The sequence below is a fragment of the Pseudomonas sp. LBUM1651 genome, from assembly GCF_059716135.1.
Genome location: NZ_CP166805.1, coordinates 4,696,482 through 4,713,456, shown reverse-complemented (window position 1 = coordinate 4,713,456; position 16,975 = coordinate 4,696,482). Strand labels below are relative to the sequence as shown.

General features: G+C 57.8%; 19 protein-coding genes and 2 pseudogenes. 12 read left to right on the top strand and 9 right to left on the bottom strand.

Features of this window, described 5'->3' with window-relative positions:
• Positions 1-70: 70 nt before the first annotated feature.
• The 3 genes from ACA066_RS22070 (at position 71) to ACA066_RS22060 (ending at position 1,438) form a co-directional block, all read left to right on the top strand.
• On the top strand, positions 71-652 hold the full coding sequence (locus ACA066_RS22070) for a DJ-1/PfpI family protein (protein ID WP_497696629.1): 582 nt from the start codon (positions 71-73) through the stop codon (positions 650-652).
• Between the two features lie 14 nt (positions 653-666).
• Positions 667-972: a ribbon-helix-helix domain-containing protein gene (locus tag ACA066_RS22065; RefSeq protein WP_137804664.1), complete on the top strand. Its 306-nt coding sequence runs from the start codon at positions 667-669 to the stop codon at positions 970-972.
• 121 nt (positions 973-1,093) lie between these two features.
• Entirely contained in the window at positions 1,094-1,438 is a 345-nt protein-coding gene (locus tag ACA066_RS22060; protein WP_497696628.1) for a YegP family protein, read from the top strand.
• 143 nt (positions 1,439-1,581) lie between these two features.
• On the opposite strand, the gene ACA066_RS22055 is transcribed toward ACA066_RS22060, so the two are convergent.
• A complete protein-coding gene (locus ACA066_RS22055) occupies positions 1,582-2,469 on the bottom strand; it encodes a dihydrodipicolinate synthase family protein (RefSeq protein WP_497696627.1) in 888 nt (295 codons plus the stop codon).
• 29 nt (positions 2,470-2,498) lie between these two features.
• Positions 2,499-3,281, bottom strand: a complete 783-nt coding sequence (locus tag ACA066_RS22050; RefSeq protein WP_497696626.1) for an aldolase — start codon at positions 3,279-3,281, stop codon at positions 2,499-2,501.
• Between the two features lie 109 nt (positions 3,282-3,390).
• On the opposite strand from ACA066_RS22050, the gene ACA066_RS22045 reads away from it, so the two are divergent.
• Positions 3,391-3,933 (top strand): helix-turn-helix domain-containing protein, encoded by a 543-nt coding sequence (locus ACA066_RS22045; RefSeq protein WP_497696625.1) that lies wholly within the window; start codon positions 3,391-3,393, stop codon positions 3,931-3,933.
• A 150-nt stretch (positions 3,934-4,083) separates the two neighbouring features.
• On the opposite strand, the gene ACA066_RS22040 is transcribed toward ACA066_RS22045, so the two are convergent.
• Positions 4,084-5,103, bottom strand: a complete 1,020-nt coding sequence (locus tag ACA066_RS22040) for a DUF4917 family protein (RefSeq protein ID WP_497696624.1) — start codon at positions 5,101-5,103, stop codon at positions 4,084-4,086.
• A gap of 158 nt (positions 5,104-5,261) precedes the next feature.
• Here ACA066_RS22040 and yiaY point away from each other — a divergent pair, with 158 nt between their 5' ends.
• A complete protein-coding gene (yiaY, locus tag ACA066_RS22035) occupies positions 5,262-6,410 on the top strand; it encodes an L-threonine dehydrogenase (RefSeq protein WP_497696623.1) in 1,149 nt (382 codons plus the stop codon).
• On the opposite strand, the gene ACA066_RS22030 is transcribed toward yiaY, so the two are convergent.
• Complete coding sequence (locus ACA066_RS22030; RefSeq protein ID WP_497696622.1) at positions 6,407-7,573, bottom strand: MFS transporter; 1,167 nt, start codon at positions 7,571-7,573, stop codon at positions 6,407-6,409. The two genes, yiaY and ACA066_RS22030, sit on opposite strands and share 4 nt — an antisense overlap.
• A gap of 18 nt (positions 7,574-7,591) precedes the next feature.
• A pseudogene (locus ACA066_RS22025) lies at positions 7,592-8,819 on the bottom strand (aminotransferase class I/II-fold pyridoxal phosphate-dependent enzyme).
• Positions 8,820-9,002: 183 nt separating this feature from the next.
• Between ACA066_RS22025 and fos the strand changes: the two are divergent.
• From fos to ACA066_RS22000, 5 genes and pseudogenes are all read left to right on the top strand, one after another.
• Positions 9,003-9,466: pseudogene (gene fos, locus ACA066_RS22020) on the top strand (fosfomycin resistance glutathione transferase).
• An 18-nt stretch (positions 9,467-9,484) separates the two neighbouring features.
• On the top strand, positions 9,485-10,123 hold the full coding sequence (locus ACA066_RS22015; RefSeq protein WP_497696621.1) for a LysE family translocator: 639 nt from the start codon (positions 9,485-9,487) through the stop codon (positions 10,121-10,123).
• An 88-nt stretch (positions 10,124-10,211) separates the two neighbouring features.
• The gene (locus ACA066_RS22010) at positions 10,212-11,561 is read left to right on the top strand and encodes a sensor domain-containing protein (protein ID WP_497696620.1); all 1,350 of its coding nucleotides are present in this window, start codon (positions 10,212-10,214) and stop codon (positions 11,559-11,561) included.
• 116 nt (positions 11,562-11,677) lie between these two features.
• Positions 11,678-11,836, top strand: a complete 159-nt coding sequence (locus ACA066_RS22005) for a stress protein (RefSeq protein WP_407012089.1) — start codon at positions 11,678-11,680, stop codon at positions 11,834-11,836.
• Positions 11,837-11,909: 73 nt separating this feature from the next.
• Positions 11,910-12,413, top strand: coding sequence for a DUF4142 domain-containing protein (locus tag ACA066_RS22000; RefSeq protein WP_497696619.1), 504 nt, complete (start codon positions 11,910-11,912; stop codon positions 12,411-12,413).
• A 68-nt stretch (positions 12,414-12,481) separates the two neighbouring features.
• Here ACA066_RS22000 and ACA066_RS21995 read toward each other — a convergent pair whose 3' ends face one another.
• Entirely contained in the window at positions 12,482-12,892 is a 411-nt protein-coding gene (locus ACA066_RS21995) for a low affinity iron permease family protein (protein WP_497696618.1), read from the bottom strand.
• Between the two features lie 235 nt (positions 12,893-13,127).
• Between ACA066_RS21995 and ACA066_RS21990 the strand changes: the two genes are divergently transcribed.
• Positions 13,128-14,213 (top strand): type I restriction endonuclease, encoded by a 1,086-nt coding sequence (locus tag ACA066_RS21990; protein WP_497696617.1) that lies wholly within the window; start codon positions 13,128-13,130, stop codon positions 14,211-14,213.
• 168 nt (positions 14,214-14,381) lie between these two features.
• Positions 14,382-15,152 (top strand): trans-aconitate 2-methyltransferase, encoded by a 771-nt coding sequence (gene tam / locus ACA066_RS21985; protein WP_497696616.1) that lies wholly within the window; start codon positions 14,382-14,384, stop codon positions 15,150-15,152.
• Between the two features lie 290 nt (positions 15,153-15,442).
• On the opposite strand, the gene ACA066_RS21980 is transcribed toward tam, so the two are convergent.
• The 3 genes from ACA066_RS21980 to ACA066_RS21970 all read right to left on the bottom strand — a co-directional run bounded on the left by ACA066_RS21980 (position 15,443) and on the right by ACA066_RS21970 (position 16,898).
• Complete coding sequence (locus tag ACA066_RS21980; RefSeq protein WP_497696615.1) at positions 15,443-15,709, bottom strand: short-chain dehydrogenase; 267 nt, start codon at positions 15,707-15,709, stop codon at positions 15,443-15,445.
• 527 nt (positions 15,710-16,236) lie between these two features.
• Complete coding sequence (locus ACA066_RS21975) at positions 16,237-16,596, bottom strand: helix-turn-helix domain-containing protein (RefSeq protein WP_497696614.1); 360 nt, start codon at positions 16,594-16,596, stop codon at positions 16,237-16,239.
• The gene (locus tag ACA066_RS21970) at positions 16,596-16,898 is read right to left on the bottom strand and encodes a type II toxin-antitoxin system HigB family toxin (RefSeq protein WP_497696613.1); all 303 of its coding nucleotides are present in this window, start codon (positions 16,896-16,898) and stop codon (positions 16,596-16,598) included. The genes ACA066_RS21975 and ACA066_RS21970 overlap by 1 nt, the downstream gene beginning before the upstream one ends.
• Positions 16,899-16,975: the final 77 nt, after the last annotated feature.

Genomic DNA, 16,975 nt, shown 5'->3' with positions numbered 1-16,975 from the left:
CCACCCCCGCAGATAAGGACTACCTTGAATACTCCTGCAGGCCCACGCATTTCCCAGAGGAGTCCTCCCCATGGCTGCCAAGAAAATCCTGATGCTGGTCGGCGATTACGTCGAAGACTATGAAGTGATGGTGCCGTTCCAGGCATTGCTGATGGTCGGTCACACGGTGCATGCCGTCTGCCCGGACAAATCCGCCGGCCAGACCGTGCGCACGGCGATCCATGACTTCGAAGGCGACCAGACCTACAGCGAAAAACCCGGCCACCTGTTTGCCCTGAACTTCGATTTCGCCAAGGTCGCCGAAGCCGACTACGACGCGCTGTTGATCCCCGGTGGTCGGGCGCCGGAATACCTGCGTCTGAACGAGAAAGTCCTGGACCTGGTGCGCGCCTTCGACAAGGCCGACAAACCGATCGCCGCCGTGTGTCACGGTGCGCAATTGCTGGCAGCGGCAGGCGTTCTTGAAGGTCGCGAGTGCAGCGCTTACCCGGCCTGCGCGCCGGAAGTGCGCTTGGCGGGCGGCACGTTCATCGATATCCCGGTGACGGAAGGTCACGTTCAAGGCAATCTGGCCACTGCTCCGGCCTGGCCGGCCCACCCGAGCTGGCTCGCCGGTTTCCTCGGCTTGCTGGGCACCAAAATCACGCTGTAACGAGGGACGATTCCATGTGCGAGCTCTACGTCAAAGCCGATCCGATTCTCTACGAATCGCGCTCCCGCTCGCTGCGCATCTGCGGGGTGGTCACCACCCTGCGGCTGGAGAATCAGTTCTGGGACATCCTCAGCGAAATCGCCGAGGTCGATGGCATGACCACCAACCAGTTGATCGCCAAACTGTATGAAGAGGTGATGGATTACCGCGGTGAGGTGGTGAATTTTGCTTCGTTTTTGCGGGTGAGTTGTACGCGGTATTTGTCGCAGCGGCGGGTGGCTGCTCCGGAATTGTCGGTGGTTCGGGCGGTGGTGAAGTAGCCCGGACCGAGTCGACCCTTTCGCGAGCAAGCCCGCGATGAGGCCGGTGCAGGCGACAGATATCCCAGGCTGGTCTTTACTCTGAAGCGCGGAACTATTCAAACGCCAAAGGAGAAAGAGCATGTCCGGATGGTACGAAGTGAGTAAAAGTAGCAATGGTCAGTTCAAGTTTGTGCTGAAAGCGGCCAACGCCGAAACCATTCTGACCAGCGAGCTGTACACCACTCGCGGCGCTGCCGACAAAGGCATCGCGTCGATTCAAAGCAACAGCCCGCTGGATGAACGCTACGAGAAAAAAGCTACCAAGGATGGCCATCCTTACTTCAACCTCAAGGCCGGTAACCACGAGATTATCGGCAGCAGCGAAACCTATTCCTCTGATGCTGCGCGGGACAAAGGCATCGCGAGTGTGAAGGCCAACGGCCCGACGACGGTGATCAAGGACAAGACGTTGCCTGTGCTCTGACCACACCTTTCAAACCCAATACAGATCCACTGTGGGAGCTAGCCTGCTAGCGATGGCTGCTTAACATTCGACGAAGATGTTGAATGTCAGGCCGCTATCGCTAGCAGGCTAGCTCCCACATTGGTTTTTTGTGAACTTCGAGATCAGCGCAATGCTTTCAACAGGCTTTGAAGCTGAGCAAGCCCAGCCTCACCCAGCGGAAACACCGGCAACCGCGGATCGCCCACTTCCAGCCCGGTCGCGCGCAAGCCAGCCTTGATGGTCGCCGGCAACCCGCCCTTCAAAATGAAATCCAGCAGCGGCAACTGGCGATAGAACAGGTCACGCCCCTTGCTCAAATCGTTGGCCAACACCGCTTCATACAGGTCAAGGTTGAGCTGCGGAATCAGGTTCGGCGCCGCCGTGCACCAGCCCTTTGCACCTGCCGCGAAGGCTTCCAGTGCCAACGGATTGCAGCCGTTGTAGAACGGCACCTGACCTTCGCCGAGCCGTTGCAGTTGGTGCATGCGCTGGATGTCGCCGGTGCTCTCCTTGACCATGGTCACGTTCTCCACGGTATTGACGATGCGCAGGATCAGGTCCACCGACATGTCGGTGCCGCTGGTGGCCGGGTTGTTGTAGAGCATGATCGGTACGCCGATGCTGTCGCCGATGGCGTGGTAGTGGGCGAGGATTTCCGCTTCGCTGAGTTTCCAGTAGGAGGTCGGCAGCACCATCACCACATCGGCGCCATGGGCTTCGGCAAACCGTGCGCGGCGCACGGCTTTGGCGGTGGTCAGGTCGGACACGCTGACAACGGTCGGCACGCGCTTGGCCACGTGATTGATGCTGAATTCGGCGACCTGATCCCACTCCGCGTCGCTCAGGTACGCGCCTTCGCCGGTGCTGCCGAGCGGTGCGATCGAGTGGACGCCGCCGTCGATCAGGCGGTCGATGGAACGCCCCAGCGCGTCGAGATCAACGCCTTCGCCATTGGCGGTGAACGGGGTGATGGTGTAGCCGATGATGCCGTGAATCGTTGGGGTCGACATGGCGACGCTCCTCTTGAAAGTGTGTGGGTTCAGTTCAGGCAATCGGCGTGTTGACGCAGGTTCTGCCGAGCGTAGTAGTTGAAGGCGGCGCCATGGCGCTTGGGTTTCGAGATCCAGTCATGGGCTTCACGACCCAGCTCCGGAATGATCGGCTTGATGGTCCCGGCGCTCATCGCCAGCAGTTGCAGCCTGGCGGCGCGTTCGATCAGTTGCGCGATGACACAGGCTTCCTCAATGGTCGTGCCCGTCGACAACTGGCCGTGGTGTGAAAGCAGGATCGCCCGTTTGTCGCCGAGTGCACCGGCAATCAGTTCGCCTTCTTCATTACCGACCGGCACACCCGGCCAGCCTTCGAGAAACGCGCAATCGTCGTAGAGCGGGCAGAGGTCCATGTGGGATATCTGCAGCGGCACTTCGAGCATCGACAGCGCCGCGACGTGGGTCGGGTGCGTGTGAATGATGCAGTTCACGTCCGGCCGGGCGCGGTACACCCAACTGTGGAAACGATTGGCCGGGTTGGGCATGCCGTGGCCTTCAAGCACTTCCAGGTCTTCGTTGACCAGCAGCAGGTTGCTAGCAGTGATTTCGTCGAAACCCAGGCCCAGTTGTTGAGTGTAGTAAGTGCCAGGCGTCGGGCCGCGGGCGGTGATTTGCCCGGCCAGGCCGGAGTCGTGACCATTCTCGAACAGAATCCGACAGGTCAGGGCCAGCTTTTGCCGGTCGGTCCACGTATTATCCGCCAGCGTGTTTTGCATCTGGGTCAACGCTTGCTTGACCAGTTGCTCTTTGGGTAGTGCTAAGGTCTTGGCCATATCGGTGTCCTTGGGTGGTTTCATGCAAATGACACAGCAGAGGCTATATGACACTTTGTGTCATTGGCAAGGACAAATCGTCGCCTCCTTGATGGATTAATCGTTCTACATGTCTATCCGTTTGAAATTACTGAGAAAAAAACTTGGCGTGACGCTTGAGGCCCTGGCCGAAAAATCCGGCATGACCAAGAGCTATCTGTCGAAAGTCGAACGCGGGCTGAACACACCGTCGATTGCCGCTGCGCTGAAACTGGCCAAGGCGCTGAACGTGAAGGTCGAGGAGTTGTTCTCCGAAGACAACGTCAGCCTCGACAGCTACAGCCTGGTGCGCAGCCATGAACGCCAGTCGCTGGCGGCCAACGATGAAAGTCCCGGCTATGCGGTGCTGGCGCATCAGGTCAGTGAGCGCAGCTTATTGCCGTTCATCATCTATCCGCCGTTCGAGTTCGCGGACAAAACCTTCAAGGAACACTTGGGGGAAGAGTTTCTGTTCGTCCACGAAGGACAGGTGGAAGTGGATTTCATGAACGAGCGCGTGCTGCTCGATCGCGGTGATGCGCTGCACTTCAATGCGCAGAAACCGCACCGGATTCGCTCTGTGGGCGAGGTTAAGGCGCAGTTGCTGGTGGTGGTGCATAGCAGCGAGGAATGAGGTCACTGGGATTTTGTGGCGAGGGGACTTGCCCCCGTTGGGCTGCGAAGCGGCCCCAGCATTCTTTCAGGGAAATCAGGCTGGCAGGTTTTACGACTGCTGCGCAGCCGAACGGGGGCAAGCCCCCTCGCCACAGGTCATGCGTTTGCTTTAGACCTCGACGGGAACTGTGAGCTTCGGACTCCCCAACGCATGCGTCTTCGAATCAAAAAACCGCAATTCTGATCCGGTCCCCTCAAAAACCTTCGCGTAATGCCGCTTCTGATGCTGGATAAACGCCTTGCTGCGCGGATAAATCGAGATCGCCACCACCTTCGGTTGCGCCTGGCGCAACGCATGAACGATGTGGCTGTCCTGCTCACCCAACGCATGCCCAAAGACACACAACCCCTCGCCATGCCCCAAAAGCTGGTCGTAGCAAAACGACAAATAATCCGAACTGCGAATGGTCTTGAGCTTGTCTGCGCTCGGCCCTTCGTTCACAAACAGCGGCACGTCATCCAGCGTCTTGATCGTGTTGTTGATCGCAAAACTGCCCAGCAAGGTGCCCTCGGTCGACATCAGTTTGCGCGCCGTGCCGTCCTGATTGCGCACCAGATGCAAACCGCCGTGCAGGTACAGCAAGCGGGTTTTATCGGTCGCCGTGGCGCTCAGATCAAACCCCGGCTCGGCACCCTGGAACAGGTCGGTGATGGCATCCGGCTGGTGTTGAATCGCCCAGTAGTTGAGCAAGTCGTAGTTGGTGGTAAACACCGTCCGATAACGCCGCAGTTCCTGACTGATCGTCGTCAGGGACGAAGGCACCACCAGCCGCCACGGGATATGCACCGCGTGCACGGTGTTGATCAGCGCTTCCTTGATCGCGTAGTAGCGATTGCGCGGCGCGGCGGAGCTGACGGCCAGGGCCTTGTTCACGCGGCTGGTGGTTTTCAGCGCGCCCAGCACCTGCTCGAAACTGCGCGTCTGCATCGCGTCGAACACGCTCAGCTCGGACTGGCTCAGGGGTTTTTCTTCGACGGTGCGGGCGTTTTCGAACAGCGAGTCGTAGCCGAAATCGTCCCACACGGCGCGGCTGGCGCCGTTGCCCACCAGCAGGCCGCTGAACCAGGCGGTGGCGTGCAAGACGTTCCAGTCTTCAAGTTGGGCATCGACATCCTGGAAATCGGTCATTGCGGTGGTCGTCTCAAAAAGCAAATGGTCGGATGGACGGTGACTTTATCACGACCGGGACTTGAGCCAGATCAACATCCGGTGTGATCGATGGGTCGATCCTGTGGGTATCCGCTGGATCGGTACTACCGGTTCGGCCCCCGCCAGGAGATTCGCCCATGAGCAGCACATTTTTCATCCCCTCGGTAAATATCATGGGCATCGGTTGCCTCGACGAAGCCATGGACGCGATTGGCAAGTACGGTTTTCGCAAGGCGCTGATCGTCACCGACATGGGGCTGGCCAAGGCCGGCGTAGCAAGCATGATTGCCGAGAAACTGGCAATGCAGGACATCGACTCGGTGATCTTCGATGGCGCCAGGCCCAACCCGAGCATTGCCAACGTCGAGAGCGGCCTGGGGCTGCTCAAGGAAAGCCGCTGTGATTTCGTGGTGTCGCTGGGCGGTGGCTCGCCCCACGACTGCGCCAAAGGCATCGCGTTGTGCGCGACCAACGGCGGGCAGATCCGCGATTACGAAGGCGTCGATCAATCGGAGAAGCCGCAATTGCCGCTGATCGCCATCAACACCACCGCCGGCACGGCCAGCGAGATGACGCGTTTCTGCATCATCACCGACGAATCGCGCCACGTGAAAATGGCCATCGTCGACCGCAACGTCACGCCGCTGCTGTCGGTCAACGACCCGGCGCTGATGGTTGCCATGCCCAAAAGTCTGACCGCCGCCACCGGCATGGACGCGCTGACCCACGCCATCGAAGCCTACGTGTCCACCGCCGCCAACCCGATTACCGATGCCTGCGCGCTCAAGGCCATCACCTTGATCAGCCAAAACCTGCGCCTGGTCGTGCGCGACGGCAGCGACATGGCCGCACGGGAGAACATGGCGTACGCGCAATTCCTCGCGGGCATGGCGTTCAACAATGCGTCCCTGGGCTATGTCCATGCCATGGCTCACCAATTGGGCGGTTTCTATGACCTGCCCCATGGCGTGTGTAACGCCGTGCTGCTGCCGCATGTGCAAAGCTTCAACGCGATGGTCTGCGCCGATCGTCTGTCGGAGGTAGCCCATGCGATGGGTGCCGACATCCGCGGTTTCAGCCCGGAAGAGGGCGCCCGGGCGGCCATCGCGGCGATTCGTAGCCTGGCCAAAGACGTTGAGATTCCCGCCGGTCTGCGTGAACTCGGCGTCCGGCTCAACGACATCCCGACCCTCGCCACCAACGCCCTGAAAGACGCGTGCGGCGTGACCAATCCACGGGCAGCGGATCAGCGGCAGATAGAGGAGATTTTCCGTAACGCGTTCTAAGCGGTTTTGCGGCCGGGCGCGAACTTCACGCAGAGCATCGCGCCCAAGGCCAGTAACGTACATAACAGCGAGAGCGGCCATGCCTGCTGACTGGCGATCAGACTGGCAATCCCACCAATGACAGCCGCCATCAGTTGATGAATGAACCCGCTCAACGCCATCGCATAAGCACCGCCGACCGGCGAACCGTCGTTGGCCAGCGACAGGCTGATCGGGTAATTCAACGACTGGCCTAACACCGCAACGCAGTAGGGCAACCAGAACAGCAGCGCAATCGAAGTGCCAGCCATGCTCCCCAGCAACATTACCGCGCTACCAGCCAGCACCAGTCCCACACCCGCCGTCATCAACCGACGCTGACCGGTGCGTAGCACCAAACCATTGACCCCCAATGCCCCCAGGAAATACGCCGCGCTGATTGGCCAACCCAATAATCCGTACTCCACAGCCGACCAGTTGAACGGTCCTTGCAGAATCAGTGGTGCCGCGGTGTTGAACGCGATGATCACCCCATAACCCAGCCCGCCGGTGAGCGCCGGAAGCAGGAAGGCTCGATCACGCAGAATGCGCCAGTAGCTCGGCCACGCGGCCGACTGAACATTGTCTTCCACCCGCATCGGGAACGTGACCCTTGCCACGACCATCGCCAACAACAGACTCACACTGCCCAGCAGGTAGAAAACCGCCGGCCAGCCCAACGCGACCTGGATGATCGACCCCAGGTACTGACCGATGCCCAGCGCCACCACGAAAGAAATGGAAAGCCAGGATAGCGCCTTGGCCAGCAAGTCCCCCCGAAAACTGTCGCGAATCAGTACCCGGGCCATGACTGAAATCCCGCTGGCGCCAATGCCCTGAACCAGTCTGAAAAACAGAAAGGATTCGAGTGTCTGGCCCCAGGGCAGCGCAAGGTTGCCCACTCCATAGATGCCGAGCGCCGCGAGTAATACCGGTTTTCGGCCAATGCGCTGGCCAAGGCTGCCCCAGAACAGCATCGGCAACGCCATGCCGATCAGATACACCGCCAATCCCCATGACACCTGCGAGGCATCGGCAGACAGATGTCGAGCCATTTCCGGCAGCGCCGGCAGGTAAATGCTCATGCCCAGCTGCGCGAGAAAAACGGTGCTGCAGGTGACGAGGAGGGTGGTGGTGCTCTTCATCGAGTCTTCCTTGGGGTTTCAATCAACGATGTTGCGAGTGTGTAAGAGTTCGGTCACGAGCTCACATAACTGGCGGATCAGTGTCTGCTCCATGTCTGCCCGCAGGGTGATACGGAGGGCGGCCTGACCTTGTGCAACCACCGGGAAAAACACAGCAGAAGTAAAGAATCCGGAATTGGCCAGTTCGATGGCGACCCTGTTTGCAAACGCCGCTTCGCCGCAGCGAATCAGTCGAATCGCCATGTTGCTGCCGTGTTGTCCGGTTCGAATCAGGCTGTCGAAGAGCTGGATATTAGCCTGAAGTTTTTCCTGCAATACGGCGAACTCCAGGGTGTGATGCAACTGGATGGACGCCCTGCCGGCACCAATGGCTGCACTGTTCAGGCTTTGCGACCAGTTACTGGGGCCGCCGTAACGTTGAATGAGTTTTTCTGCCGCTCGCTGCCAAGCATCACCAGCCCTCCACTGGCGCCAAACGATTTGGCCAGGGACGCGACGATCAGGCAATCATCATCAAACGCCCGAATTCCGGGGCGAACGAGTCCGGCACCGAATGTTCCGACTGCAGACAGTGCGTGGGAATCATCCAGGTAGAGAAACAACCCATAGCGTTCCTTCAGGTACAAAAGACTGTCCATGTCCGCGACGCCACCCATGCTGTACGCGCCGTCGGCGATGTAAGCGACTCTGGTGTGCTGTTTACACAGGTCCTCGAGGAAATCCATGTCATTGTGCGGACACGTCACCACTCGGGTTTCGTCTGCGCATGCCGATTTCAAGTGGTTCATCGAGTAATGGGCCTGCCGGTCGAAAGCCATTAGAGGAGGCTGGTTTGCGTAAATACGCCGCTGGCGAGCATCGGCAGAATGCCTGCACTCGCGGCGCTGCACGACAAAGTACTCAGGCATCTGGCGCCGAACAATTCCGACAGTTCGATTTCGTATTGCTCCAAAACCGCCAGCTTGCAGCGATTCTTTGAATTGGCGATACGCAGCGTGCCAATTTCCCGCAAGGCGGTCATGGCGCCATCGAGCAGGGCGGGATGATGATCCAGTCCTAAATAGGACGTAGTACAGAAGTGGTGAAACGAACGCCCGAACTGATCAACCATCTGGTTTGGGCTTTTGACCTCAACATTAAACCCTGCAGTCTTCCCGGTTTCAGCAGTCTCCCAGTCGTGATCGGCTAGCGAGATGAGTTTTCGATAGTTGGTGAAGGTGTTTGCCGCGTGCGCTGTCTGGTCCATGTGAACGTGTCTTTCCTTGAGTGCGAAGCGATCCATTGGTTTGAAGCAAACGGTGTACGTTCCAGACTGTACAGCGTGCGATCCGGACCTTTGAATCAGCCGTTTCCGGTACAGCTGAGTGTTACAAGAGATAAATGTGTAGGGCGATGCCTCGTGAGGTTGTGGGTCATTGCTTTGCCCGAATTGCTAACCGGCCTCAACCACCTGACCCTCGCCGTCACCGACCTGAACCGCAGCGTGGCGTTCTATCACGACCTCCTGCAGCTTCAGCTCGAAGCCACGTGGGACACGGGCGCCTACCTCTCGCTGCCCGGCCTGTGGCTTGCCTTTCCCTCGATCCCCTGCGCAAATCCGAGCACGCCGCCGATTACACCCATTACGCCTTCAGCATCAGCGCACCAGACTTCCCGTCATTCGTCGAACGCCTGCGAGCCGCCAACGTCCAGGAATGGCGCGACAACCGCAGCGAAGGCGCGTCGTTCTACTTCCTCGACCCGGACAGTCATAAGCTCGAAGCCCATGTCGGCGATCTGGCGTCACGAATAGCGGCCTGTCGACAACGACCCTATGCGGGACTGAAGTTCTTCGACGATCAGTCGGTCGATCCCTCGGGAGCTGATATAGACTTGCGCCCATTCACCAAATAGTTCAAAAGGATTTCCCCGATGACCCCATCGCTGCTAATGGCCGTTCTCGCCTCGGGCTTCATTTACGGGATCACCCCGGGGCCAGGCGTATTGGCGGTGTTTGGCATCGGCGCGGCGCGTGGGCGGCGGGCAGGGGCGGGTTTTTTGTGCGGGCATTTGCTCGGGGACGTGGTCTGGTGCAGCACCGCGCTGATCGCGATTGTCTGTGCGCGGGAGATCGGCAGTATGGCGTTTGACGTGCTGGGTGTGCTCAGCGGGCTCTATCTGTTCTGGCTCGGTTTGCGTGCGGTGCGGGCCAAACGCAGCAGTGCCGAAGCGCCGCAGGGCCCGGCGCGGCAACCGTTCTGGCACGGCATTCTGTTCGGTCTGACCAATCCCAAGGCGTATCCGGTGGCGGTGGCGACTTTTACGGCGCTGCTGTCCAGCCGTGCGGAGTTGTTGCATTGGTCGATGCTGCCCTGGCTGATCGTTCTGAGCTTCGTCGGTGGTCTGATCGCCTACGCTATCCTCATTGGCATCGTCGGTGCACGGCAGGTGCGCAGCCTGTATCAACGGCATGAACTGGCGATCACCCGGCTGTGCGGGGTGATGTTTATCGGTTTCGCCATCAACGCCCTGGTGCACGCATTGCCGGGGCTGATGCCGAACAAGGCTTGACACTGATCGCAGGGACGCGTCAGCGGCATTACTACCGGTCAAGGATGTTTTTTTTATTGCTGCATTGTTCGGACATGCTCTCTGCATCATGGCAACCAGAAATTCCGCGCCGTTGGCGAGTTACATCGATCTACTGCTGGACGCCGTTTGCGCGGTTGATAAACAGGGTCGCTTTGTTTTTGTCAGCGCGGCCTGCGAGCGCATTTTTGGTTACACGCCTGATGAGCTGATCGGCCAGCCGATGATCGATCTGGTGCATCCCGCCGATCGCCAGCGCACCCTCGACGCTGCGCGGGAGATCATGGGTGGCGAACCCAAACTCAACTTCGAAAACCGCTACCTGCGCAAGGATGGCGGCGTGGTGCACATCCTGTGGTCCGCGCGCTGGTCGGAAGTCGATCAACTGCGCATCGCCGTGGCCCGCGACATCACCGAGCGCAAGCAGGCCGAGTCCCGGCAAGCGGCGCTGTATGCAATCTCTGAAGCGGCCCACGCTGCGGAAGATTTGCTGGCGTTGTTCAAACGCATTCACTTGATCATCGGTGAATGGCTGCCGGCGCTGAATTTCTCCGTCGCGCTGTATGACGAGCACTGCGCGCAGCTCAATTTCCCGTATCACGTCGATGACAATGAGCAACAACCCGAACAGCCCGGAACGGTCACCGGACGGCTATGCGCCGAAGTGATCCGCAGCGGCCAGCCCATCCTGCTGACCCCGGATCAGGACAATGCCCCGGAAGGATTCGAATTGCTGGTTGCCGACCAGCATTCGCCCTGCTGGCTGGGCGTGCCGTTGAACTCGCAGAACGGGACCATCGGCGCGTTGATCGTTAAAAGCGTGGCCGGTGGCGAGCGCTATACCGAGCAAGACAAGGAACTGTTGCAGTTCGTGTGCGCCCAGGTCGCGACCGCCATCGAGCGCAAGCAGTTGCATGCCCGGCTGCAGCGCATGGCCCAGTACGATCAACTGACCCAACTGCCCAATCGCGAGTTGCTCCGTGACCGGCTGAAAGCCTCGCTGACACTGGCCAAGTCGGAGTGCGGGCGCATGGCGCTGCTGTACGTCGATCTCGACCGCTTCAAGGAAGTCAACGACACCCACGGCCATGCCGTCGGCGACATGCTGCTGCAAGCGGTCGCCAATCGTCTGAAAGGCTGCGTGCGCGAAACCGACACCGTGGCGCGTATCGGCGGTGATGAGTTTGTGGTGTTGTTGCACAGCATCCAGGCTGCGGAAGATGCTGACGGCGTCGCCGGAAAAATCCGTCAGATCCTGGCCCAGCCATTACGACTGGACGGGCACAACCTCAATATCCAGCCGAGCATCGGCGTCGCCCATTACCCCGAGCACGGTACGGAAGAAAAGCAATTGTTCCGCCACGCCGACGAGGCCATGTACAGCGCCAAACGCCAGAATCACCTGCAGTACGGTGCCTGAATAGCCGTCACCGTTCGTCGCATCGATCCCAGCTTTTCTAAACCTTTGCAGTGATCGAAATTCAGATTCTATGCGGGCTCCTGCTCGCTGCGATCATTACCAAGAGGTAGAGAGTCATGCCTAACTCACGAAACTCGAACACGGGACATACTGCCACCGATCGAACGAAGGCATCTGAAGCCGGTCGCAAAGGTGGGAAAACTACCACCACGACCGTAGATAAAGAGCCTGCGAAACCCGATATGGGCCGCAAAGGTGGCCAGAAATCCAAGTAGTGGTGAAAGTAGTTTTGATTGAGAGGCGGGAGCGAAAGCTCCCGTTTGAATTTATAGAGAGGAGGGCGCGACCATGAGCCGGATGGCCACCCGAATACGCAACGCGAGTTTTGCCACGTTACTGGGCCTGTGTGCCAGCAGTGCCTTTGCCCAGTCACCCGCCGAATTCATTAACGATGCTTCGGCCAAAGGCATGGCCGACATCGAAGCCAGCCGCCTGGCGCACCTGAAGTCCGAATCCAAAGAGGTCAAGGACTACACCATCGTCGTCATCAACGACCGCACCACCGCCAACCAGCACCTGGCGAAAATCGCCAAGCAACTGGACCTGCCGGTGGCGCCACGGGAAGAGGTGGTCGACAAGGCCAAAGCCTTGATGCCGCAAGTGAAGGAGGGGGCGACCTTCGACCAGGCGTACGCCGCCAGTCAGGTGAAGACCACGCAGGAGGCCATCGAACAATTGCAGCAGGAAGCGCAGACCACCGACGTGCCGGAAATCAAAGCCTTCGCCGAAGAAACCCTGCCCAAACTGCAGAACCATCTGCAAATGGCCAAGGCGCTGCAAGCAGGTCGATAAGACCGCGGTTGACGGCGTTTAAAACAAACGGCGCGTGATTCACATCACGCGCCGTTATTTGTGGGTGCTCAACAGTCATTCAAATTTTGTTTGTGCTTGCCCTTGAGCGCCAGACCCGCTAGATCATGCACCTCATTTTCGCCCATGGCGCGGTAGTGTTTACGCAGCGCTTCCAGCTGCTTCAGGTCGAGTGACTCCAGCCCCAGCATCGCGTTCTGCGCTTCCTTGTTCACCCGCAGCAACTCATCGATTTTCAAATGCAGAATGTCGGTGTCGCGGTTCTGCGTGTTCTGGATCAGGAACACCATCAGGAAGGTGATGATCGTTGTCGAGGTGTTGATGACCAGTTGCCAGGTGTCGTTGTAATCAAAAAACGGCCCGCTCAACCCCCACAGACCAATGAGAATCAACGCCCCCATGAACGTCTTGGGACTGCCGGCCCACAAGGCGAGTTTCTGCGAGATTTTTGCGAATTTCATTGCCGTGTTCCTTTCTAGGGATGCGCCTGAATTTGTGACAGCGCGGGCGTGATGAAAATTCTGATTACATTTTCCGATTGCATGAAAAAGCGGAGGGGGGCGGATCCGGTTGCGGGAGGTGGCTGTCTGCAATTCTTGGATGGAATCTTTCTTTGTGCCGGTTTGTGTCTAGTATCAAAGGCAGTCAATTTGCCAGCATGTAAAGACACGGATCGAAACCAGGAAGAGGCCACGCATGGAATTTTTCGAGAAGTTAGCAAGTTTAGCCGCCAAAGTTCGTTTGCAGAGCGCTGCAATTCAAACGGAAGAAGCGACCAAGAACGCGTTTGTCATGCCCTTTATCAGCACGGTGCTGGGCTACGATGTCTTCGATCCGACGGAAGTAACGCCTGAATTCGTTTGCGATATTGGAACGAAGAAGGGAGAGAAAATTGACTACGCAATCATGAAGGCTGGCGAGGTTCAGATCCTGATCGAGTGCAAAAAAATCGGTGAGCCGCTGCACATCAATCATGCCTCTCAGCTATTTCGTTATTTCCATGTCACCAGCGCACGCATCTCCATTCTCACCAACGGCCAGGTCTACAAGTTTTTCACTGACCTGGACGCGCCCAACAAAATGGACGAGAAGCCATTTCTTGAACTCGACCTTCTGGATATCGACGAATATTCCGTCCCCGAATTAATTAAGCTCACCAAATCTGCGTTTGATGTGGATTCGATTATCAGCGCCGCGGGTGAATTGAAGTACGTCAGCCAAATCAAAAAGGTCATCGCTTCACAGGTCAGCAAGCCTGACGACGATTTTGTAAAAGTGTTCGCTTCGCGTGTCTACGACGGCGTGATTACTCAAAAAGTCCGTGAGCAGTTCCATGAACTGACGAGAAAGGCTGTTGTGCAATTTCTCAATGATCAGATCAATGACCGGCTCAAGTCGGCAATGAGCGGAGCCATCCCGCCAGCGCTCGCCTCGTTGCCGGTTTCCTCAGGCGGAGCTGAACAGCCAGATGTACGAGATGAGTCAGAGGACAAGGTTCTGACGACATTGGAAGAACTGGAGGGTTATCACATCGTCCGTGCCGTGGTCCGCTCAGTCGTGGATGCCAAACGAATTGTTCAGCGCGACACCCAGAGTTACTTCGGTATCCTGCTCGACGACAACAACCGCAAGCCGATCTGTCGTCTGCACTTCAATCGTTCGCAAAAATACATCGGTATATTTGACGAAGAGAAGAACGAAACCCGGCATGCAATCAATTCTGTCGATGACATCTACGAGTACTCGGATCATTTGAAGAAGACGGTCGGCTATTACGATTAAGACCTTTATCTCGCGACGAAAAAGCCGGCTGATAGAGCCGGTTTTTTTGCTGAGGCGCTAACTGACGTTTCTCGCCAAAGGTGGAATAGAGCAGAGCCTGTAAGTCGATGTATCGTAGCGAACTGGTTGTCGGCCTCAGCGCGGACAACGATTCGACAGGAGAACGCAATGAGTTGGTCCGCCAAACAATACGTCGCTTTTGAAGAAGAACGCACCCGCCCCGCACGCGACCTGCTCGCGGCGATCCCGGCTGTGGAAGCGCGTTCGGCCATCGACATCGGATGCGGCCCCGGCAATTCGACCGAGTTGCTGGTTGAACGCTTTACCAGCGCCACGGTGCGTGGAGTCGACAGTTCAACCGACATGATCGACGCCGCCCGCAAGCGCTTGCCGCAGGTGCAGTTCGACACCGTTGATATCGGCACCTGGAACGAGAGCGGTCCGTTCGACGTGATATTCGCCAACGCGGTGTTGCAGTGGCTGCCGGATCACGAATCGTTACTGCCTTCGCTGGCCGCCCGACTGACCCAGGGCGGCAGCCTGGCCATTCAGATGCCCGACAACCTCAACGAACCGTCCCATCGCCTGATGCGCGAAGTGGCTGCCGATGGCCCGTGGGCAAGCAAGTTGGCGGACGCCGCCGGGCAACGCACGGAGATGGCCAGTGCCAGCGATTACTATTCGATGCTGCGACCACACTGCGCGCGCGTCGATGTGTGGCGCACCACCTACCATCATCCGCTGGTGGGCGGTGCGTCGGGCGTGGTCGAGTGGTTCAAGGGCAGCGGGTTGCGGCCGTTTCTCGAACCGCTGGATGACGCGGAAAAGGCGCAGTACCTCAAGCAATATCACGCCGCTATCGAGCAAGCGTATCCGGCGCTAAGTGATGGTTCGGTGCTGCTGCCGTTCCCGCGATTGTTCATCGTTGCGACCCGCTGATGCCAAGAAGGGACGGATAACGTTATCTGTCCCGTCGTTTGGCACTCAAGTAGTCGAAAAGAAACGAAGCAAAGCCGAACAACCCAATCATTGAAATGATCATGATCCCCAACTCTGAATTGTCCATGCTGATCTCTGCGTGAAAGGTGAGAGGGCAGAGTAGGGGGTTTTTGGTTGGGGTTGATGCTGCGCTACTGATTCTTTACTGGGTTGCGGGGATCTATACGGAAAATATACGTGGGGCGGCAAAACGCAGAGAGGCGCCTCGAAAGGCGCCCCAAGTCACGACACTACTTCTCCGCGTCCATACGTCGAGCAATGACATCCAGCACATCGCAGCCATCGCGCAAGGGTATGCAGCAGAGCATTGCGAAGTCGCTGAGAATCACCGAATCGGTGGAGATTTCGCCGCGCATCGCGAGGTTTTCCAGGACCTGCGTCACCGCGCCGATTCTGTAGCGAGCGGAACTGAGCAGTGAATGCAGCGGTTGAGTGGTGTTGACGTAGAACGTGGGGAGGTCGTCGGCGTTGCTGGTTAAAGCCATGTAGTCATTCATGAGTGATTACCATATCGGAGGGAAGACCTACCACTCAATCGTCGCCAAACAATAGGGTGGTAGCTGTACGTGGGTTGGCGAACCGGGACATGGTAAAACCGGCAGACCCTAGGGGTCTCCCACGCACAGCCACCAAAAAAGAGGCAGCCAAGTGCGTTCAAAAGCGCTCCGAGAAATTCTCGGAGGCTTCTGTACCAGTCATCGAGTCGCCAAACCCAATACGCCATTTGGGCGCGCTCGGACTATAGGTCTCATGACAAAGGCACAGCAATGCGCAAGTGTACGGACAATTCCCAGAGTCGTGTAGGACCTTGCCTTTTCGAAAATTGGCCACTTTCGTGCCACCAGTAAACGGGCGTTGGATACCTGATTTGCAAGGTGTTGACTGGCCGTTCAGGATGAAGCGTTAGCGTTCCACCACATCTTGTTCATAAAAAAACCGATCACGTCGGATCGGTTTTTTTTTGTTTTCGGTAACTCCCGTCAAATCTCATCCTGAGATGAGGCTGAAAATGTTGGAGAGGCCCTCAGGCCACACCCGCAAGCAAACTCTCGTAAGGAATTCGCAACCCATCGTGCAGACGCTTGATCATCGACAGGCTCAACTTGCGTTTGCGGTTTAGCACTTCGGATACGCGCCCGCTCGTGCCGATGAAAGGTTCCAGGTCACGAGGAGTCAGGCCTTGCTGATCCATGCGGAATTTGATGGCCTCAATCGGATCGGACGGCGGCATTGGGTAATGCTCGTCTTCGTATTTTTCGATGAGCAGCGCCAGAATTTCCAGCTCATCGCCTTCAGGCGAACCAATGTCTGCCCCCCACAACTGCTCCACACGAGCAAATGCAGCAGTCAGGTCTTCATCGGTGCGAATAGGTTTAATGTTCATTACACGGTCTCCGCGTTGATCTGATCATACTGGGCGTGGGTGCCGACGAATCGTATGAAACCAAGCTGTCGCAGATAGTCGATTGCCAGAATCACTCGATATTTGTTGCCGCCGATGTTGAATACAACCCTGCCGCCCTTAAGGATGCTCGCCGTTCTCAGCTCCGCCTTGACCTCTTGTGGCGTGCGATAAATGGCTTTTTCCATGTGTCGATACCATTCAACAAGCGGTGTTTCGGCGTCGGTGTAAGCCGGAGTACTTTCCCAGAATTCCCGCGAGGTTCCTTTTGCAATCACTCGCACCGCACATCCTCCCGTTTTGGGAGATGGTAGTCTTCGCTTTGAATAGTTGCAACCGCTTCAGCGGAATGCCGTAACCC